General features: G+C 62.8%; 21 protein-coding genes. 12 read left to right on the top strand and 9 right to left on the bottom strand.

Annotated elements, in window-relative coordinates:
- The first annotated feature begins 10 nt into the window (after positions 1-10).
- From IE095_RS09455 to IE095_RS09465, 3 genes are read left to right on the top strand one after another with little or no spacing between them, the layout of a single operon-like run.
- Positions 11-556 (top strand): GbsR/MarR family transcriptional regulator, encoded by a 546-nt coding sequence (locus IE095_RS09455; protein ID WP_229804675.1) that lies wholly within the window; start codon positions 11-13, stop codon positions 554-556.
- Between the two features lie 33 nt (positions 557-589).
- The gene (locus tag IE095_RS09460; RefSeq protein ID WP_189411407.1) at positions 590-1024 is read left to right on the top strand and encodes a hypothetical protein; all 435 of its coding nucleotides are present in this window, start codon (positions 590-592) and stop codon (positions 1022-1024) included.
- A complete protein-coding gene (locus tag IE095_RS09465) occupies positions 1021-1365 on the top strand; it encodes a hypothetical protein (protein WP_189411408.1) in 345 nt (114 codons plus the stop codon). The genes IE095_RS09460 and IE095_RS09465 overlap by 4 nt, the downstream gene beginning before the upstream one ends.
- An 11-nt stretch (positions 1366-1376) precedes the next feature.
- Here the strand turns inward: IE095_RS09465 and IE095_RS09470 are convergent, their stop codons facing one another.
- From IE095_RS09470 to IE095_RS09485, 4 genes are all read right to left on the bottom strand, one after another.
- A complete protein-coding gene (locus IE095_RS09470; RefSeq protein WP_189411409.1) occupies positions 1377-2723 on the bottom strand; it encodes a glutamate--cysteine ligase in 1347 nt (448 codons plus the stop codon).
- Between the two features lie 51 nt (positions 2724-2774).
- Positions 2775-3329: a hypothetical protein gene (locus tag IE095_RS09475; protein ID WP_189411410.1), complete on the bottom strand. Its 555-nt coding sequence runs from the start codon at positions 3327-3329 to the stop codon at positions 2775-2777.
- The gene (locus IE095_RS09480) at positions 3326-4153 is read right to left on the bottom strand and encodes a GNAT family N-acetyltransferase (protein WP_189411411.1); all 828 of its coding nucleotides are present in this window, start codon (positions 4151-4153) and stop codon (positions 3326-3328) included. The genes IE095_RS09475 and IE095_RS09480 overlap by 4 nt, the downstream gene beginning before the upstream one ends.
- 172 nt (positions 4154-4325) lie before the next feature.
- On the bottom strand, positions 4326-5051 hold the full coding sequence (locus IE095_RS09485) for a 16S rRNA (uracil(1498)-N(3))-methyltransferase (protein ID WP_189411412.1): 726 nt from the start codon (positions 5049-5051) through the stop codon (positions 4326-4328).
- A gap of 12 nt (positions 5052-5063) precedes the next feature.
- Between IE095_RS09485 and ubiA the strand changes: the two genes are divergently transcribed.
- The 4 genes from ubiA to IE095_RS09505 all read left to right on the top strand — a co-directional run bounded on the left by ubiA (position 5064) and on the right by IE095_RS09505 (position 9104).
- Positions 5064-6026: a 4-hydroxybenzoate octaprenyltransferase gene (gene ubiA / locus IE095_RS09490; RefSeq protein ID WP_189411413.1), complete on the top strand. Its 963-nt coding sequence runs from the start codon at positions 5064-5066 to the stop codon at positions 6024-6026.
- Positions 6027-6087: 61 nt separating this feature from the next.
- Positions 6088-8145, top strand: a complete 2058-nt coding sequence (locus tag IE095_RS09495; protein ID WP_229804677.1) for an OmpA family protein — start codon at positions 6088-6090, stop codon at positions 8143-8145.
- Between the two features lie 40 nt (positions 8146-8185).
- Positions 8186-8515 (top strand): hypothetical protein, encoded by a 330-nt coding sequence (locus IE095_RS09500; RefSeq protein ID WP_189411414.1) that lies wholly within the window; start codon positions 8186-8188, stop codon positions 8513-8515.
- 34 nt (positions 8516-8549) lie between these two features.
- Positions 8550-9104 (top strand): hypothetical protein, encoded by a 555-nt coding sequence (locus IE095_RS09505; protein WP_189411415.1) that lies wholly within the window; start codon positions 8550-8552, stop codon positions 9102-9104.
- Here IE095_RS09505 and IE095_RS09510 read toward each other — a convergent pair.
- Positions 9098-9865 carry a hormone-sensitive lipase gene (locus IE095_RS09510; RefSeq protein ID WP_189411591.1) on the bottom strand — a complete coding sequence of 256 codons (768 nt, stop codon included), beginning with the start codon at positions 9863-9865 and terminating at the stop codon, positions 9098-9100. The genes IE095_RS09505 and IE095_RS09510 overlap by 7 nt on opposite strands.
- A gap of 85 nt (positions 9866-9950) precedes the next feature.
- Between IE095_RS09510 and IE095_RS09515 the strand changes: the two genes are divergently transcribed.
- The 4 genes from IE095_RS09515 (at position 9951) to IE095_RS09530 (ending at position 15556) form a co-directional block, all read left to right on the top strand.
- The gene (locus IE095_RS09515) at positions 9951-11429 is read left to right on the top strand and encodes an NAD-dependent succinate-semialdehyde dehydrogenase (protein WP_189411416.1); all 1479 of its coding nucleotides are present in this window, start codon (positions 9951-9953) and stop codon (positions 11427-11429) included.
- 105 nt (positions 11430-11534) lie between these two features.
- Entirely contained in the window at positions 11535-12806 is a 1272-nt protein-coding gene (locus IE095_RS09520; RefSeq protein WP_189411417.1) for a hemolysin family protein, read from the top strand.
- Positions 12807-12866: 60 nt separating this feature from the next.
- Positions 12867-13406, top strand: a complete 540-nt coding sequence (locus IE095_RS09525) for an RNA polymerase sigma factor (protein WP_189411418.1) — start codon at positions 12867-12869, stop codon at positions 13404-13406.
- Entirely contained in the window at positions 13403-15556 is a 2154-nt protein-coding gene (locus IE095_RS09530) for a vWA domain-containing protein (RefSeq protein WP_189411419.1), read from the top strand. The genes IE095_RS09525 and IE095_RS09530 overlap by 4 nt, the downstream gene beginning before the upstream one ends.
- Positions 15557-15646: 90 nt before the next feature.
- Here IE095_RS09530 and IE095_RS09535 read toward each other — a convergent pair whose 3' ends face one another.
- Both IE095_RS09535 and IE095_RS09540 read right to left on the bottom strand, forming a co-directional pair.
- The gene (locus IE095_RS09535; protein ID WP_189411420.1) at positions 15647-16381 is read right to left on the bottom strand and encodes a DUF4198 domain-containing protein; all 735 of its coding nucleotides are present in this window, start codon (positions 16379-16381) and stop codon (positions 15647-15649) included.
- A 114-nt stretch (positions 16382-16495) separates the two neighbouring features.
- Positions 16496-16972, bottom strand: coding sequence for an Hsp20 family protein (locus IE095_RS09540; protein ID WP_189411421.1), 477 nt, complete (start codon positions 16970-16972; stop codon positions 16496-16498).
- Positions 16973-17146: 174 nt separating this feature from the next.
- Between IE095_RS09540 and IE095_RS18695 the strand changes: the two genes are divergently transcribed.
- On the top strand, positions 17147-17809 hold the full coding sequence (locus IE095_RS18695; protein ID WP_308428885.1) for a pentapeptide repeat-containing protein: 663 nt from the start codon (positions 17147-17149) through the stop codon (positions 17807-17809).
- 6 nt (positions 17810-17815) lie between these two features.
- Here the strand turns inward: IE095_RS18695 and IE095_RS09550 are convergent, their stop codons facing one another.
- Positions 17816-18634, bottom strand: a complete 819-nt coding sequence (locus IE095_RS09550; RefSeq protein ID WP_189411423.1) for a trypsin-like serine peptidase — start codon at positions 18632-18634, stop codon at positions 17816-17818.
- Positions 18631-19467, bottom strand: a complete 837-nt coding sequence (locus tag IE095_RS09555; protein ID WP_189411424.1) for a trypsin-like serine peptidase — start codon at positions 19465-19467, stop codon at positions 18631-18633. The genes IE095_RS09550 and IE095_RS09555 overlap by 4 nt, the downstream gene beginning before the upstream one ends.
- Positions 19468-19528: the final 61 nt, after the last annotated feature.

Below are 19528 nucleotides of genomic sequence, written 5' to 3' on the forward strand. Positions count from 1 at the left end.
TATTTCTGTCATGACAGAAATGAGTGAGTCGCCGATGGACCTGACCCCTGCCATGCAGAACTTTATCCTCCACTGGGGGGAAATGGGCACCAAATGGGGGGTGAACCGTTCTGTGGCGCAGATCCATGCGCTTTTGCACATTTCGCCCGAACCGCTGACCGCGGAGGATATTGCCGACACTTTGGGTCTGGCGCGGTCGAATGTGTCGACGGGAATCAAGGAATTGCAGGCCTGGAAGCTGGTGAAGGCGACACGCAATCTGGGCGACCGGCGGGATTTCTTTACTTCGGTTCAGGATATGTTTGAACTGGCGCATGTGGTGATCGAAGGGCGGCGGGCGCGGGAGTTTCAGCCGACGATTGAGGCTTTGCGGGCGGTGAGCGCGGAGGCTGAGGGCGACGGCACGCCAGCGCATGTGGTGAAGCGGATGCAGGAAACGCGCGAGATGATGGAGCTGTTCGACGGCTGGTATCAGGACGTGGCGCGTCTGCCGCGTCTGGTGCAGATGGCTGCGATCCGGCTGGGGGCCAAGGTGGCCAGGTTCCTGCCGAAGTAAAAAATTTGCGCTGATTTTTCGGGGAGTACAGAAATGACCGTATCAAAAGAAATGATCCCCTTGGACCCTATCGCCTTTTTCGCCGCTTTGGTGCTTTCCCCTTTTGTCGTCACGCTGATGACGTTTTACCTGCTTGTGCCGATGAGGGCGCTGATCTTGGGGCTGCCGGTCTATCTGGCGCTTGGAACGCCGGTGCTTTTGTGGATGGTGGGGCGCTATCCACCGGTTTTTGCGACCTATGCCGGGGCGGGACTGGTGGTCAATCTGGCGCTTGTGATCTTTTGCCGGTGGCTGGCCGAATTCCGCGACGGCATGGAGTTGATGACCGTGCTGGCCACCATCGGCTTTCTGTTCGCCCCGCTTTGGGCAGGGTGCTTTGCCTGGCTTTACCGCAGCTTTTATCGCGTCCGCTTTGCAAGCGGGGCGGTGAACAACCCGATCCTCAAACTGAAGGAGATGATGAAATGATCTATCTGGCGTTTTTCTTGGTGGCGCTGGTCACTTTGCTTGGCTTGACCGCGATGATCTTGCGCATCGGTCGCGCGCTGGGGGAATGCCCCAGCAAGGGGCGGGCAGCGCGGGCCGCCTCGATCACCATTGCGACCGGCTTTGTGGCGATCGGGCTGGGGGGTGTCAGCATCATTGCGGCGGGTCTGGCCATGGCCGATGCGGGCGGAGCTGCTGCTCTGTTTGCGGTGGGGCTGGCCTGTGTGACCCTTGGCTTGGGCTTTACCCATGCTGTGACCCTGCTGCGGGAAACCGTCAGCGCGGCACCCGTGCCTATGGAGCCAGTGTTGGCCGGGGTGTAAGGTGGGCGGCCTTAAAGCCGCCCTTCGCCATAAATGCGCGTGAGGTCGCCCGCCCATTCGCCGTGGAAACGGTCCAGCCAGCGGTCGGCCTGCACTTTGCCCGAGGCGAGATTGGCGTGCAGCGGGGCCAGAAGCGCCTGTTCGTCCATGCCCCGCGCGGCAAGGCCCGCATGGGACAGATCGACCGCCGCGCGGGCCAAATCCATGATCTTCACCCCACCCGCCTGCCCCTGCAAACCGTCAACCGAGGCGGCGACGCGCAGGCCTTCGCGGGTTTCAGCGTCCAGCCCCTTGACCAGATCCCAGGCGGCATCGAGTGCGCCTTGATCATACATCAGCCCAACCCAAAAGGCGGGAAGGGCGATGACATGGCCGCGATCCCCGCAATCGGCGCCGCGCATTTCGATGTATTTCTTGACCCGCGCCTCGGGGAAGACCGTCGTCATATGGTCGGCCCAATCGGAAAGGGTGGGCTTTTCGCCGGGAAGGGCGGGGAGTTCGCCGCGCAGGAAATCGCGGAAAGACTGGCCCAAGGCGTTGATGTATTTGCCATCGCGGTAGACGAAATACATCGGCACATCGAGAACCCAATCGACATAGGCTTGGAATCCCATGCCCTGATCAAAGGCAAAGGGCAGCATGCCCGTACGGGCATTGTCGAGACCGCGCCAGATGCGGGAACGCCAGCTTTTGTGGCCGTTCAACTGGCCGTCAAAGAAGGGCGATGAGGCAAACAGCGCCGTCGCCACCGGCTGCAAGGCCAAGGAAACGCGCAGTTTCTTGACCATATCCGCCTCGGACGCGTAGTCGAGGTTCACCTGCACGGTGCTGGTGCGATACATCATCTGGGTGCCGTGGGTGCCGACGCGGCCCATGTAATCGGTCATCAGGCGATAGCGGCCCTTGGGCATGACCGGCATCTGCGCGCCTGACCAGATGGGGGCGGCCCCAATGCCAAGGAAAGCGACGCCCATCGGGTCGGCGATGGCGCGAACCTCGGTCATATGGTTGTCGAATTCGGCGGCAGTTTCATGCGTGCTGACCAGCGGTGCGCCGGAAAGTTCGAACTGACCGCCGGGTTCCAAGGAAATGTTGGCACCATTGCGGGTCAGGCCGATGATATGGTCTTGCTCCATCACCGGGGTCCAGCCGAAACGGTCGCGCAAACCTTCGAGCAGGGCCTTGACGGAACGGGGGCCGTCATAGGGCAAGGGTTCCAGCGTGTCGGTCAGGAAGCCGAACTTTTCATGTTCGGTGCCCAAGCGCCATTCGGACTTCGGCTTGCAGCCGCTTTCCATATAGGCGGCGAGTTGGTCAAAACTTTCGATCAGGCCGCCGCCGGATTGTGGGATGGACATGGGGTTGGCTCCGTTCGCTGATCGGAGGCTAGGGGTGACGCTGGCGCGCGGTCAAGTCAAGGCCAGAAGCGACGGCCTGCGCCAGATGACAGGGCCGATGGTGGCCGCGCCATGACCGACGGTCAGACCCTTGTGGCCCGAAGCGGGGCCGTTGCCGTCTAGGGCGGCGATGAGGGCCTGGCTGTCCATGCCGGGCAAGGCGGCAAAGGCGTCAAACAGGGCGGCGGTGCCCTGGGCATCGACGGGAATCAGCAAGGCCTGGCCATCGGCCTGTTTCAACCGCCAGAAGCGGCGACCGCCGGCATGGGAGAGGCGCAGTTCGGCCAGTTCGCGGACGGAAACGAAACCACCGCCATCGGGGCCGAAATAGCTGATCTGGGCCTCGTCCACCTCGACAATTCCGGGTGCGGTGATGTCCTGGCCAAAGCGCAGGCGGCGGATGGCGAGAAGGGCGAACCACGCGGCGACAAGGGCCAAGGTGCCGCCCAGCAACAAGGGGATGATGCCGCCGCGCAGCGCGAACCAAAGGCCAAGCAGGGCGACGAGGCCAGCGATGATCACCTCACGCGCGGCCCAGAATTTGGCTTGCAGTTCCGGGCGGATCATAGGGGCACCTTTTGGGGTTCTTGAAAGAGGACCAGCGCCATGGCGGCGCGGGGGGAAAAGCCGATGGCGGCATAAGCGCGGGCGGCTTTGTCGGAGGCGGCGAAAAGGACGGCACGGGCGACGCCTTGCTTGCGAGCCTCGGCCAGATGCAGGGCGACAGCGCGACGGGCATGGCCTTGGGCACGGCGTTCGGGCGGGGTATAGACGCCGCCGATCTGGACGATTTCGGGCAACCGGGCGTTGAAACCCGTCAGGGCAACGGGCTGATCGTTGTGGAACAGGATGCGGTGGCTGTCGGCCGGCAGCCAATGGGCGATGTCCTGTTCGGCAAGTTGGCGGGCTTCGCTTGCGGGGGTACCAAGGATTTCAAGATGATAGGCGATGCGCCATGCGGTGATCTGGGGAAGATCGGTGGGGGTGATGGAGCGGAGTTGATAGTCTTGGGTGTCGGGCAGGATCAGGCGATCAAGGACCAGTTCAAAGCCGGGTTCATCTTTGTTTACGCGACAGGGGGCGTCTTGCAGGCCCAGCGCGCGGATCAGGGGGCGGGTTTGATCAGCAGGGCCGATCAGGCCGGTGAGGGTTTCGCCTTTCAGGGTTGCGGCGAAGGCGGGGGCGTCTTGGGGGGCAAAGCAGGGCATGACCATGCCGGATTGGCTGAGACCCAGCGCGCCACGGCCCAGCCAGAAGCGCATGGCATGGGGATGGCTATCGGTGAACCCATACGCGCGGAGGTTGGCCAAGGGGAACATCGCGCCTTCGACATGGGCGAGAAGATGGGATTCGAGGGCGGATTGGTCTGAAGGGAGGGCGGGGCGGATCATGGGGAAGGCCACCCTAAGAACGGGGTATCAGGCAGAGCCCCTCCTCCCCATCCCTCCCCCACAAAGGGGGGAGGGGGGCGCGTCGAACGCCTGTGACCCTGTTTGACTTCGCAGAAAGGGTGCCCCCTCCCCCCCTGTGGGGGAGGATGGGAGGGGGGGCTTGTGAGAAAGCTCACCGCCAATCCCCCAGCGCCGCTTGCCAAAGCGTAATCGCCGCCACCGCTGCGGTGTCGGCGCGGAGGATGCGGGGGCCGAGGCTGGCTTGGACGACTTGCGGCATGGCCGCCAGCCGGGCCTGTTCGCGTTCGGAAAAGCCGCCTTCGGGGCCGATGAGAATGGCCCAAGGGCCGCGTTCCTGCCTGGAAAGCACGGTGGCCGCACCGGTGAGATGTTCGTTGCACCACAAGAGGTGGCGGTCGGCGGGCCAGGTGGCTAGAACCTTGTCCAGCGCTTGCAGCTCATCGACGGGGGGAACAAAGGTGCCTTCGCATTGCTCGGCGGCCTCCAGAGCGTGGGCTTGCAGGCGATCCTGCCGGATGCGGTCTGCGTTGGTGTGTTGGGTCTGGACGGGCATGATGCGCGCCGCCCCCAGTTCCACCGCCTTTTCGACGATGAAATCGGTGCGGGCTTTTTTGATCGGCGCGAAAAGCAGCCAGAGGTCGGGGGGCATCTGTTGGGGGCGCGTTTGTTCGACGCAGGTCAGCACGCCCCCCCTTTTGCCCGCCTGTGCCACCGTAGCCCGCCATTCGCCATCCTGCCCGTTGAACAGGCGCAGGGCGGCACCGGGGCCAAGGCGCATGACGCCGAAAAGGTAATGCGCCTGATCGGGGTTCAAGCCGACGGCTTGCCCTGAACCAAGGGGCTGATCTACAAACAATCTGATCTTTGCTTCGGCCATGGAAGGCAACTTATGATCCCGTCCGATGAAATGCCAGAGGCGGGAACCGTCGCCGATGCGCCGCGCGGCAATTGGGTGGACAGCATCGCCCCAAGCTGGTCGCGCCCCTATCTGCGGCTGTCGCGCGCGGATCGGCCCATCGGCACATGGCTTTTGTTCTTGCCCTGCCTTTGGGGTATTGCCTTGGCGGCCAATCTGGATGGGTTTCGCGCTTGGGACATCTGGCTGGCCTTGTCCTGCGGGATGGGCGCTTTTCTGATGCGGGGGGCGGGTTGCACCTGGAACGATATCACCGACCGCGACATTGATGCGCAGGTGGCGCGGACGAAGTCGCGGCCGCTGCCCGCAGGTCAGGTGACGGTGCGGCAGGCGGTGGTCTGGATGGTGGTTCAGACAGTGATCGCGGCTGGAATCCTATTCACTTATAACGCTACGGCCATATTGCTGGGGATTGCGGCGCTGATTCCGGTGGCGATTTACCCTTTTGCCAAACGGTTCACCTGGTGGCCGCAGGCCTTTCTGGGCGTTGCGTTCAACTGGGGTGCTTTGCTGGGCTTTGCCGCCCATGCGGGGACCATCACGCCAGCCGCCTTGGTGCTGTATCTGGCGGGTGTGGTCTGGACGCTGTTCTATGACACGATCTATGCGCATCAGGACAAGGAAGACGATGCGCTGATCGGGGTGAAATCGACGGCGCGGTTGTTTGGGCAGAACACGCTGAAATGGTTGGCGTGGTTTCTGGTGATCACGGTCAGCCTGCTGTCGCTGTCGGTGATCCTGACGCTGGTGGAGCAGGATCGACCCTTGGCGCTGCTTTTAGGCTTGGCGGGGGTTTGGGCTTTCGGGCTGCATCTGCATTGGCAGTTGCGGCAATTGAACCCGGATGATCCGGAGGTTTGCCTGCGGCTGTTCCGGTCGAACCGGGATACGGGGCTGATCCTTGCGCTGTTTCTTGCCGCTGCCGTGCGGCTTTGATTGAAGCGCGCGGCAGCAGGGCCTAGAACCTTGGCGGAATGACCTGACAGACGGCTGCCCCGTGAAACGAATCCCCGAAAAATTGCTTGCCCCTGCCGCCTTTCTGGGGGCGGCGCTCTTGGCCTTTCTGGTGGCTTTCTGGGCCTCGATCGTGGTTGAGAGCCGTTCAACGGCGGCGGTGACCTCGGCGCTTTTGAATGCGGGGATGACTTGGGCCACGGTGGAGACCGACGGTTTGCAGGTGACCCTGTCAGGCACCGCGCCGAACGAGGGGGCACGGTTTCGCGCTGTGAACATTGCGGGTGGGGTGATTGACGCCAGCCGGGTGCGGGATCTGCTGGAGGTGACACCGTTGCAGGCCATCGAAGCGCCGCGCTTTTCGGTGGAGATGCTGCGCAATGGCGATGGGATCCAGCTGATCGGGCTGTTGCCCGCGCCGGAAATGACGGATGGTGCGGAAAGCGCGGAAAAGACCAAGCTGATCGAGGAAGCCTCGGCGCTGGCGGCGGGGATGCAGGTGGATGATTTGCTGGAAACGGCGGCGTTTCCGGCACCCGAGGGATGGGAAGAGGCTTTGGCCTATGGGCTGGAGGCGCTGAAAAAGCTGCCACGGTCAAAAATCTCGGTCGGGGCAGATGCGGTGTCCATCACCGCGATTTCGGACAGCGCGGCGCAAAAGCGGCGGCTTGAGGCGGATTTGCGGGATATGAAGCCCGAGGGCGTGGCGGTAAAGATCGAGATTACGGCCCCGCGCCCGGTGCTGACGCCGTTTACGCTGCGGTTTGTGAAAGATGGCGAGGGGGCGCGGTTTGATGCCTGTTCGGCGGACACGGACCGGGCCAGGGAACGGATCATCACGGCGGGTGTTCTGGCGGGGGCCGAGGGCACGCCGGGCTGCACCGTGGGGATGGGCGTGCCCAGCCCGCGTTGGGCCGAGGCGGCAGAGGCCGGGATCAAGGCGGTGAACGAATTGGGGGCGGGGTCGGTGACCTTTTCCGATGCGGATGTGACCTTGCTGGCCGATTCGAGCGTGACACAGGCGGTGTTTGACCGTGTGGTGGGGGACTTGCAGGCCGGGATGCCGCCGGCTTTTTCGGTGAAGGCGACTTTGGCCCCGAAGGCGGAACCGGGACAAGAAGGCCCAGCGGAATTCACGGCAGAGTTGAGCGAAGAAGGACTGGTGCAGTTGCGGGGCCGTCTGGCGGATGAATTGCAGCGGAATGTGGTGGATTCCTTTGCCAAGGGCGAATTCGGGGCGGCGAAGACCTATACGGCGACGCGGTTTGACCCGAACCTGCCGCGCGGCTGGGGCATCCGGGTGCTGGCCGGTTTGGAATCGCTGTCCTATCTGGCGCATGGGTCGCTGGTGGTGCGGGCCGATACGGTGGAAGTGAAGGGCGTGACGGGTTCGCAAGAGGCGCGGGCCAAGATTGCGCAGATTCTGTCGGACAAGCTGGGTCAGGGGCAGAAGTTCAATGTCTCGGTCACTTATGACGAAAAACTGGACCCGCTGGCGGCCTTACCGACGCCCGAGGAATGTCTGGCCGACGTGCAACTGGCGCTGAAGGTGGCGAAGATCACCTTTGCGCCGGGGTCGGCCGAAATCGACGGCTCGGCATCCAAGACGATTGATGCGGTGGCCGAGGCGCTGACGCGTTGCCCGGATGTGGCGTTCGAGATTGCAGCGCATTCGGATTCGCAGGGGTCCGAGGGCGGGAACAAGGCTTTGTCGCAAGCGCGGGCCGAAGCGGTGCTGTTGTCGCTGCAAGGGCGGCGGGCACCGGTGGGGTTGATCCGGGCGGTGGGCTATGGCGAAGAGCGCCCGATTGCGGACAACGGCACGGAAGAGGGGCGCGAGGCGAACCGGCGGATCGAGATCACCCTGATTGGTGGGCCTGCGCCTGCGGCACCGGCGGAAGGGGCGGTCGCGCCGCCAGCGGAGGCATCCGCCGACGCGGCTGCGGCGACGGAAGAGGCAGGCCAAGCCGAAGAAACGCCTGCGAATGCGGCGGCTGTGGCCGTGGCCCCTGCGGCGGAAAACCCTGAGGATGCGCCCTCGGTCGCACCGGCCAGCGCGGATGTGAAACCAAAGGCGCGAGGGGATCGGAAACCGGACTAAGGCCCTTGCCAAGCCGGGCTTTTCCTTTCAGAACCATCGCATGAACCGTTTGGAATTCATCATCGCGACGGCGATCATCCTGTTCCTGGCCTTTGGCCTGGGCTGGTTCACCTATTGGATCTTGCACCGTTTTGCGCGGATTTCCGGCGAGGATATGGGCGAAGTGGACCGCTTGGCGCAGACTTTGCACGAGGCGGAAGAGATGCGGGATCAGGCGATCTTGTATCTGGAACAGCGCGAGGCGGAGCTGACGAACCAGATCGCGCAGACCGAAGCGGAATTGCGGGCGGCCATGGAAGGGCTGCGCGACGCGCGGACCGAAGCCGAAGAAATGCGGAAATATATCGAACGGATGCATTCCAACGCCTGACGGAGGGTCGGGCCTTTTTTGACAGGTGTTTCCGATGCGTTTTTTGACTTTGGCCTTGGGGCTTTTGGCTCTGCCGGTGCAGGCCGATGAGGTTTCTGATGCGATTGCGGCAGCCGGGACGGCCTATGAGGCGGGCGATCTGGGGGCTTCGGCCGAAGCGCTGAAAGCCGCCAGTAGCGGCGTGGCGCAGCAGCGTTCTGCGGCTTTGGCGGCTTTCCTGCCCGCAACGGTCGATGGCTGGACGGTTGAGGAAGACCCGAGTTTTGCAGAAGGCATGGCAATGATTGGCGGGGGTGTCGGCGCGATGAAGCGCTATACCCGCGAAGACGGCACGCAGATTTCGCTGTCGGTGATGACGGGGGGCGAGATGATCGGCGCGATGACGCAGATGTTTTCGAGCCCTGAGATGCTGGCGATGATGGGCAAGGTGATCGAGGTGAAGGGCGTCTCCTTTGTCGATCAGGGCAATTCGGTGATGGCGCTGATCGGTGAAAAGGTTCTGGTGCAGGCCGAGGGTGCTGTGGCGGATCAGGTTCTGCCGCTGCTTGAACAGGTGGATCTGGAAGGGATTGCGGGTTTTGGTCAGTAACCGCCGAGCAAGGCCTGCATCAGCGCGCTGTCGGAATCGGTCAACCCGTCGACGACGTTGAAATGATGCTTGCCGGGATCGACCGTCCAAGGGCAGGCCCAGCTTTCCGATAGGGTTCGCGCCTGCCACAAAAAGGCGGGGCGTTCCTGCGCGCCAACCCAGACATGTGCCTGAACATCCTGCCGCAGCCGGTGGCGGGCGGGGCTTTCTTGGGCCACCTCATCCGCGTCCAGTTGCAGGGTTTGGTTCATTTCGGTGGCGAGCAGGGGTTCCAATTCTGCAAGCGGTGAAATTGGCACGACGCGGTCGATGCGCACGGATTGATCACCGCAGGCGAGCCTTGCCGCAAGATGGCCGCCTGCCGAATGGCCGGTGACGACCACAGGCCCGCCGACCCTTTCGCCCGCCATGGCAACGGCGCGGGCCATGTCTTGCGTCATATGCGCAATGCGGCCTTCGGGGGCGAGGGTGTAGGACGGCAGGGCGCAGGCCCAGCCGCGCGCCAAGGCCCCCGCCGCCAGATGGGACCAATCGGCGCGGCCAAAGGCCATCCAATAGCCGCCGTGGATAAAGACCATCAGCCCCTTGGCCGGACCGTCGGGCCAGAACAGATCCATCCCCTGCCGCGCGCCGGGGCCATAGGCCAGATCCTCAAACCGATGGGCGGCCCGAAAGGCGGCGGTGTCGCGGGCCCAAGCCTCCACAAGGGCATCGGCACCGGGAATGAAAGCGCCGTTCTGGTATTCCCTGTCCATATCCATTGCGCTTTGCCCCGATTTGATCAAAAATCCCGCCCAGCGCGGTTCGCCCCGGAATCGCAGGATACACAGGAAAGGCTGGGCTGCCATGCTGGATACCGTCACCGATCTTCGTTCGCTGCTGAAAGACGCTTCTTTGCTGGAAACGCGGGCCTATGTCGGCGGAGAATGGATCAACGCCGATGATGGCAGCACTTTTGACGTGCTGAACCCGGCGCGGGGGGATGTGATCGCCAAGGTGGCGAATCTTGGGCGAGCCGAGGTGGCGCGGGCGATTGCGGCGGCGAATGCGGCGATGAAGGATTGGGCGGCGCGTCCGGCGAAAGAGCGGGCGAACATCATGCGGGCCTGGTTCAACCTGATGATGGAAAATCAGGAAGACCTTGGGAAGATTTTGACAGCTGAGATGGGGAAACCTTTGGCGGAAGCCAAGGGTGAGATTGCCTATGGCGCGTCGTTCATCGAGTTCTTTGCCGAGGAGGCGAAGCGGGTTTACGGCGAAACCATCCCCGGCCATCAGCGCGACAAGCGGATCACGGTGATCAAACAGCCGATTGGGGTGGTGGGGTCCATCACGCCGTGGAATTTTCCGAATGCGATGATCACCCGGAAATGCGCGCCCGCCTTGGCCGTCGGCTGCGGCTTTGTGGCGCGACCTGCGGCGGAAACACCGCTGTCGGCGATTGCGATGGCGGTGCTGGCGGAACGGGCTGGGCTGCCGAAAGGGATTTTCGCGGTGGTTCCCAGCGCGCGGGCCTCGGATGTGGGGAAAGAGTTCTGCGAGAACCCGCTGGTGCGGAAGCTGACCTTTACGGGTTCAACCGAAGTGGGCCGCATATTGCTGCGGCAAGCGGCGGATCAGGTGATGAAATGTTCGATGGAACTGGGCGGCAATGCGCCTTTCATCGTCTTTGACGACGCCGATCTGGATGCGGCTGTGGTGGGGGCGATGGCGTCGAAATTCCGCAACAACGGGCAAACCTGCGTTTGTGCCAACCGGATTTACGTGCAGGCCGGGGTTTATGATGCCTTTGCTGCCAAACTGGCGGCAGCGGTGGCGAAAACCAAGGTTGGTGACGGCTTGGGCGAGCCGGTGGATTTTGGGCCCTTGGTGAACATGGACGCGGTGGACAAGGTCGAAGAACATGTCGCCGACGCCACCGCCAAAGGGGCCAAGGTGGTGACGGGCGGCAAGCGGCATGCCTTGGGCGGGTCGTTCTTTGAGCCGACGATCCTGACGGGTGTCACGCATGACATGATGGTGACTCGGGAAGAGACCTTTGGCCCCTTGGCCCCGCTGTTCCGGTTTGAAACAGAAGAAGAGGCCGTGCAGATGGCCAATGACACGATCTTTGGTCTGGCCAGCTATTTCTATTCGCGCGACATCGGCCGGATAACGCGCGTGCAGGAGGCGCTGGAATACGGGATTGTGGGCGTGAACACCGGGCTGATTTCGACGGCGGAGGCCCCGTTTGGCGGTGTGAAGCAGTCGGGGTTGGGCCGTGAAGGTTCGCACCACGGGATCGAGGATTATCTGGAAATGAAATACATCTGCCTGAGCGTCTGATCGCGCCTTGCGTGAAATTTTTCTGCGCTGCGTTGAGCGTGGCGCAGAAACGCCCTATGTTGGGGCCTTGGGGCAGATTGGCCCCGGCCATGTCCAAAGGACCCAATGTTAACCGAAATCCTGATCGTCGTCGCCCTGATCCTTTTGAACGGGGTGTTGGCCCTTTCGGAATTGGCCATCGTTTCAGCCCGCCCGGCCCGCTTGCGGCCCTTGGAACATCGCAGCCGCGGGGCGCGGGCGGCCTTGCGCCTTGGCGAAAATCCGGGGCGGTTTCTTTCGACGGTGCAGATCGGGATCACCTTGGTTGGGGTTTTGTCGGGCGCTTTCTCGGGGGCCACTTTGGGCGCGCGCCTGGCGGGGTTTCTGGCCTCGAAAGGCATTGATCCTGAACTGGCACAGACTTTGGGTGTCGGTGGTGTGGTCGTGCTTTTGACCTATCTTTCGCTGATCGTGGGGGAATTGGTGCCGAAGCAACTGGCCCTGCGCAACCCGGAGGCGGTGGCCATGCGCATGGCCCCGGCGATGGTGATCCTGTCAAAGGTCGGTGCGCCCATCGTCTGGCTGCTGGATATTTCAGGCCGGGCGATCCTGTTCCTTTTGGGCGTGCGCGAGGACGGCAAGGCGCGGGTGACGGAAGAAGAGGTCAAATCGATCCTGTCAGAAGCGCATGACGAAGGCGTGCTGGAATCCGAAGAGCGCGACATGATCAGCGGTGTGATGCGGCTGGCCGACCGGTCAGCGCGGGCGCTGATGACGCCACGCACGGAAATTCAGTTTCTGGACAGCGAAGCGCCGCCGGCCGAATTGATGGCCGACATCCGCCGCATCGCGCGGCCCCGGATGCCGGTGCGCAAGGCGGGTTCGGACGAAGTGCTGGGGATTGTGACGCTGGCCGATGCGTTTCAGGCGGTGTCGCGGCGTCAGGCGCTGAACATGGCCGAACTGCTGCGCGAGGTGCCGGTGGTGTCAGACCTGTCGGACGCCTTGGATGTGATGGAGGTGCTGCGGGGCAGCGAACATCACATGGCACTGGTCTATGATGAATATGGGCATTTTGAGGGGATCATCACCTCGGGCGATATCCTTGAGGCGATCACCGGGACGGTGGGCCAAAGCTTTGCCGACGAACCGGCGCTGGTGGAACGTGAGGATGGGTCGTTTCTGGTGGCGGGCTGGATGCCAGCGGATGAATTCTGCGACCGTTTCCACATGTCGCGCCCCTCGGGCGGCGATTACGAAACCGTGGCGGGGCTGGTGCTGCACCATTTGGGTCGAATGCCGGCGCTTGGCGACAAGCTGGTGGTGGAAGGCCTGTCGTTCGAGGTGATCGATATGGACGACCGGCGGATCGACAAGCTGCTGGTGGGGCGCTCTTAAACTTTCCGGGGTCTGATCCAAGGATTGCCCATTGGCGCGCGTCTGATAGGTGTGATGCTGATGGAAACCACAGACGAAAATCTGGCCCTTGCGGCGGCGGGTGGGGATGGGGCGGCTTTTGCGCTGCTGCTGTCGCGTCACTATGACCGCATTCACGGGCTGGCTTGGCGTCTGACGGGCAGTCGGGCGGATGCGCAGGATCTGACGCAAGACATCTGCGCGAACCTTGCCGCCAAGCTGCGGAACTGGCGGGCCGAGGCGCGGTTTACCACATGGCTTTACCGCGTGGTGGTGAATGCGGTGCATGACCAACGGCGGCGGCAGGCGACGCGGAGCAAGGCCGCGCAGGGCTGGGGCGATTGGGAAATTGCGCGGCAGGATGCGATCGAGGCGGAACGGGCGGCACAGGACTGGCTGGCCGAGGCGATGACGCGGCTTCCGCCCGAATTGCGCGATACGGTGGCCTTGGTTCTGGGCGAAGAGATGACACAAGCCGAGGCGGGCCTTGTGCTGGGGGTCAGCGAAGGCACCGTGGCCTGGCGGATGAGCGAAGTGAAGAAACGCCTGCGGGCAATGGCCCAAAAGGAGGGCGCGCCATGAACGACGAGTTTGACGCCCTGAGGGCCGCTTTGAAAGCCGCCCCCGCCCCCGATGCGCAAGCAAAGGCCGAGGCCATCGCACTGGCGATGAAAAATTTCGAAAGCCTCCAAGGATCGCCCGACGCGCTGCGTTCCAATTCCGAAGCCCCCGAAACGGGGGGAATTTGGAAAAGGATCGGGATGATGCTGAAAGGGATTTCTTCAAGACAGGCTTTGGCGGGGACGGCCTCGGTCGCGGCGATTTGCGTGGCCGTGGTGCTGGTGGGGGGCGATCTGCGCCGCCCGGTGATCAGCGAGGCGCAGCCCGAGGTGAAAGAGGCAGTTGGCGCGGTTGAGAATGCGCCAGCCTTGGGGGGTGAGGTTCGGTCGGTGCCAAAGCCCGTGGCCCCGGTAACGGAACTGGCGGCCCCCGAGGCGGCGGTGACGGCCCCGGCGGATGCGCCCGTGGTGGCACAGGAAAGTGCTGAGGCCGATTCAGTTGTGGTTGCCGAGCCGGAGCCGATGACGGAGATGGCTGAGGCGGAAGCGCCGGCTGCAATCGCCCCCGCGCCGAGTGGCGTGCTAGGGGGCGCTCCGGCGGGTGTTACCAGTGGGCTATTTGACGGTGGTGCTACAGACGGCCGTCAGCGCGTAGAGGCGACAGGCGAAGTGCTTTACTTGGAAGAGGCACCTGCCCCCGACGAACTGGCCCGCAAGGTGGCCAACACGGGCATCGTGGCTGACCAACTCGCCCCGGCGGAGCCCAACACCGAGGCTTTCGCCAATGAAGCGCCGAATCCGGTGAAGGTGACGGCTGAGGAACCTGTTTCGACATTCTCGATTGACGTCGATACCGCCAGCTATGCTGTGGTCAGGAACAGTCTGAATATGGGCTATCTGCCGCCGCCCGAGGCTGTGCGGATCGAGGAAATGGTGAATTATTTCCCCTATGACTATGCCGCCCCGACCGCCGAAGAGGGGGCGTTCAAGTCGAATGTCACGGTGATGCAGACCCCTTGGAACGCCGGAACGCGGTTGGTCAGCATCGGCATTCAAGGGGCTGTTCCCGAAACCGACGCCCGCCCGCCGCTGAATTTGGTGTTCCTGATTGATACCTCGGGCAGCATGGAGGACGCCAATAAACTGCCGCTTCTGGTGCAGTCCTTCCAACTGATGCTTGGGCAGCTTCGCCCGCAGGATCAGGTGGCGATTGTCACCTATGCCGGGTCTGCCGGGGTGGTGCTGGAACCGACCGCCGCCAGCGATGTGGCCAAGATCAGCGCCGCCCTTTCGAACCTTGCCGCAGGCGGTTCGACGGCGGGGGCCGAGGGGCTGGAACTGGCCTATCAGGTGGCCGCCACTATGGGCGCGGAGGGCGAGGTGAGCCGCGTTCTGCTTGCGACCGATGGCGATTTCAATGTGGGGGTTTCCGATCCCGAAGGGCTGGAAGCCTATGTTGCGAAAAAGCGGGAAACGGGGATTTACCTGTCGGTGCTGGGCTTTGGGCGCGGCAATCTGGATGATGCAATCATGCAGTCCTTGGCGCAGAACGGCAACGGGACTGCGGCCTATATCGACACGCTGAACGAGGCCCGGAAGGTGCTGGTCGATCAGCTGACCGGCGCTTTGTTCCCCATCGCGGATGACGTGAAAATTCAGGTGGAATGGAATCCGGCGGCGGTGACGGAATACCGTTTGATCGGCTATGAAACCCGCGCCCTGGCGCGCGAGGATTTCAACAACGACAAGGTGGACGCGGGAGAGATTGGCGCGGGCGTGCAGGTGACGGCGATTTATGAGGTGGTGCCCTTTGGTAGCCCCGCCCGCCTGAACGACCCGCTGCGCTATGGCGGGGCGGAGATGGTGCCCGAGGTTCCGGCGGCGGAAATGGGCTTTCTGCGGCTGCGGTCTAAAGCGCCGGGGGAGGCGGAATCCACGCTGAAGGAAACACCCATCCCGAATGCGGTCAGCGAGAATATCAGCGACGACGCCCGCTTTGCGGCCTCCATCGCGGGCTTCGGCCAGTTGCTGACGGGGGCCAAATATCTGGGCGACTGGGGCTGGGATGAGGCGATTGCCTTGGCCTTGGACGCAAGGGGCGAGGATGCCTTTGGCTATCGGATTGAGGCGGTCAATATGATGCGGATGGGGAAAACCCTTTCGGGGCAGTAGTCTAAGAATTTCGACCCAATTCTTAGACAGGTGCCGAATTTCATTGAACTTTTCAGCACGAAGGCCCGGCATTGCTGCCGGGCCTCTTTGTCATTCCTCGGGACCGTGCGGCAAGGCAAAGCTGAGTGCTGCGGCATGGCCGGTTTCATCGGCTTTGGCTGGATCATCGGGTGCGGTGGTGAAGGACGCAAGGATGACGTTCAGACCGCCGCTGGGCAAAAGCACGATGGCCTTGCCATCCGCGCCGACCACAATCGGCGCTTCGTGATGGTCACCGCCGACATAGTCCACCGTGATTTCTGCGCCGACTGCGGGCTTGCCGTCGATTAACACCTCGACCGCCAAAGGGTCGCCCTTGTGCAGCCCCATCGGGTCGGCCAGCGGGCGGATTTCCAGCCCCTTGCCAAAGGCGGCGGGAATTTCCGTCAGGGCCGAAACCACATGCGTCGCGGTTTTCACATAATGCCCACCTTCGGTCGCCCCCGGCACCTGATCCTTTGGCAGGTTCTGCCATTCGCCAGCAGCATCTTTCGACCAATAGCCATTGTCGAATTCCAGCCGGATCAGCGGCGCCTCGGTCTTTTCAAAGGCCACGAAATCCTTGCCCGGCAGGCGGGCAATATCGGTGCAGGTAAGGGCCAGATCGCAGGCCTGCAACAGGCTCACCTTTGCAGGATCATAGGCGTCGTCTCCAGCCCCATGCCCGTAAACCACATAGAATTGCCCGTGGCGTTCCGCCACCCAGGCCCCATGCGCGCTGGCGCTGGTTCCCATCATCAGGCCCAGCAGGCTGGCCGCTGTCAGTTTGCGCAAGGGAATGTTCATTCTTCTCTCCATCTGTTCGGCCCATCGCGGGCGGTCAAATGGATGCAATGTTATATCGTAGCAATCAAGAGTTAAAAGAAAGGCCCGGATTGCTCCGGGCCGATCCTTGCCAAGTCAGACGGTCGCGGTTTCCAGGGCCTTCGCCTCAATCGCCGTGGGCGTGCCAGCGCCCCGCGTGATCTCGATCTTGCGGGGTTTCAGCGCCTCGGGCACTTCGCGCACCAGATCCAGATGCAGCATGCCGTTTTCATGGACGGCCCCCGTTACGCGCACATGATCGGCCAGCGCAAAGCGGCGTTCAAAGGCGCGGGTCGCGATGCCCCGGTGCAGGAAAGCGCGGGCGGTATCCTCGGCCTGACGGCGGGCGGTGATGTGCAGGGTGGCATCCTTCACCTCGACTTGCAGATCTTCCGGCGCAAAGCCCGCGACGGCCACGGAAATGCGATAGGCATTCTCGCCCGTCTTTTCGATGTTGTAGGGCGGATAGGCGGGTTGGGCGACATCAGAGGTCAGCGCACGATCCATCAGATCGGCGATCCGGTCAAAGCCCACAGTGGCCCGATACAGGGGGGAAAAGTCGAAATTACGCATGGTCGCATCCTTTGCAAAGCGATGGTCAGATGGCCCCCCGATGGGCGGGCCTTGGGTTTCTGGCGGGCCCATCATGGCACCCGCACCCTCTTCATCTGGGAAGCCTTGGAAGGGGTTTCAAGAGGGCTGAGTGCTTGATGTCGACGGGTTGGGCTGCGAAAAGGAAGCATGAAAATGATGATTGATCAGAAGCCGACGCGCGACGAATTGGAACGCCTGACAGGGGCGGAAATGCACCTGCAAGGCTGCGATCTGGCGGGGCTGGACCTGTCGCGGCTTGATCTGTCGGGTTGGCATTTTGAACGCTGCAATCTGACCGGGGCCAAGCTGAACAGCGCGCGGCTGGAGGAAAGCCGCTTTGCCGGCTGCCGCGCGGCGGCGGCCAATTTTGTGGCGGCGCAAATTCTGGAAACGCAGATTGAGGGCGGCGATTTCAGCAATGCCAAGTTTCGCGGAGCAACCCTGACATCCGCCAAGATCAGCCGCTGCAAGATGACCGGTGCAGATTTTTCCGAGGCGCAGACGATTGGGCTGGAACTGGAGGAGGTGCTGCTGGTGCTGGCGATCCTGCCAAAACTGTCTTTCCGCAAGGCGAACCTGCGGCAGGTGGATTTTTCCGAGGCCGATTTGCGCGGCTGCGATTTTCGGGATGCCGTGTTCGAGGATTGTCGCTTGCGCGATGCGATGCTGACGACTGCGCGGTTTGAAGGGGCGGATCTGCGCGGGGCCGATCTGGGCGGGGTTAAGCTGGCGGATGCGCGCGGGTTCAAAGGTGCGATCATATCCAAAGGACAGGCGGCGGATCTGCTGGGGCAGTTGGGGCTGAAGGTGATCTGAACCCAGCTAGGGTTTGACGAATTTCGCGCCGCCGGTGGTTTTTCGTTCGCCCACGCCAATACGCTTGGCGCCAGTGCCGGGTTCAGCGGCCACGCCGCCACCTTGGCGCAGTTGCGCTTTAAGCGTCGCCACCTGTTCGGGCAGTATCATACCGAAACTGACGGTCTCACCCTCGACAACGCCAGTGCCCGAAATGATCGACACAATTCGCGAACGGCCGCCAGAACGGTCAAAAACCGGGGCCCCCGAGGTGCCGAATGTCGCCCGACAAGACAGTGCGTAAAGCCCGTCATAGCGTCCTAAAATCATGCAACGTTTTTGCCAGGAAAGATATTCCTCGCGCCCTTGGCCGTAAGATACGACGCTGATTTCCGAGTCTTGGTCGGGCAGATCGACCGAAAAGGGGGCGGCCTGGGTCGAGTCGATGCTTTGCGAAAGTTCCAGCAAGGCCACGTCTTGGCGAACCTGGGCCACGCTCGATTTGTCGGTCGCGGCATAGCCAGCCAGAACGGCCAGCTTGGCAACCCTTGAGTCCGCAATCGAGGAGCCGTTCAGATAGCCTGCCCGAAACCCAACTTGGTCGGCACTGACCGTGGCCCCATCCTGCCAAACGCAATGGGCGGCTGTCAGCACCAGATCGCGGGCGATCAAGGTGCCCGTGCAGGTGCTTTGCAGGCGGCCGTTGCTGTAGACCTCGACCCGGCCCACGGCCTCCCATCCCAAAAGCTGATAACGGCTGGTCAATGGTGTCAGGGCGCTGTCCTGCGCCAAGGCCGGGACAGCAAGGCCAAAGATCCAAGCCAGAAGGCCTGCCCAAACTCTCATGGTGCAGTCCCGTCTGGTTTCACGAATTTTGCGCCGCCGCCGCCACCACCCGAGATCACCCGAACAGAACCTGTTCGTCCGCCTTCCCCCCCGGCCACCATTTCTGCCTCTAGTGCGGCTCGGGCGGCGACGAGGGATTCGCCCAAAGGCGTGACAATGGCCAGCGGCTGCCCATCAAGATCAGCCTTGGCCGAGACGACAGAAACGACGCGCGCCACCCCGTCGCGGATCACAAAGACCGGTGCGCCAGAGGATCCGAAATCGACATTGCAGGACAGGATCAGCGTGCCGGACTGGCGGGCCAGAACCTTGCATTCCTCTTGCAGGGATGGCGCGTCATTGCGGTCATGGGCGTAGGACACGACATTCACCAGATCACCCTTGCGCGGCTTTTCATCGGTTTCATAGGGCACGACGCCGGGCAAAAGGATGGGCTGATCGAGTTCGATCAAGGCCAGATCATAAACCACGCGTTCCACCCGCTCGGCCCCTTCATAGGCGAATTCCGGATGGGGTACGGCGCGGCGGCCTTGCCGATAAGCCAAGGCCTGCCCGTTGCGCCAGCCCGCCAGAAACTCGATCTGATCGGCTGAAATCCTTTCGCCGGTTTGCATGTCGAAGAGGCAGTGTCCTGCCGTCAACACGATCTGAGGCGTGATCAGGGCGCCTGTGCAAAACCCCTGCTTGCCGATGTTAAGCCGACCAACTGCCGACCAGCCGCGCACATCATCCCCTGTGTCCAGACGACGCAATTCAGCCGCGTCTTGGGCGAGAATCGGTGCCGCCAGAGCGGCCAGACAAAGCAGGGTCAGAAGCAACCTGCGGTACACCATCCTGCCCCTCCTCGAGCGCGGCCACTTGCCGGGCCTTGGGCTGAATGTCGCTTGCCCATCA

Origin of the sequence: Neogemmobacter tilapiae (assembly GCF_014652215.1) — a bacterium.
GTDB lineage: Bacteria > Pseudomonadota > Alphaproteobacteria > Rhodobacterales > Rhodobacteraceae > Neogemmobacter > Neogemmobacter tilapiae.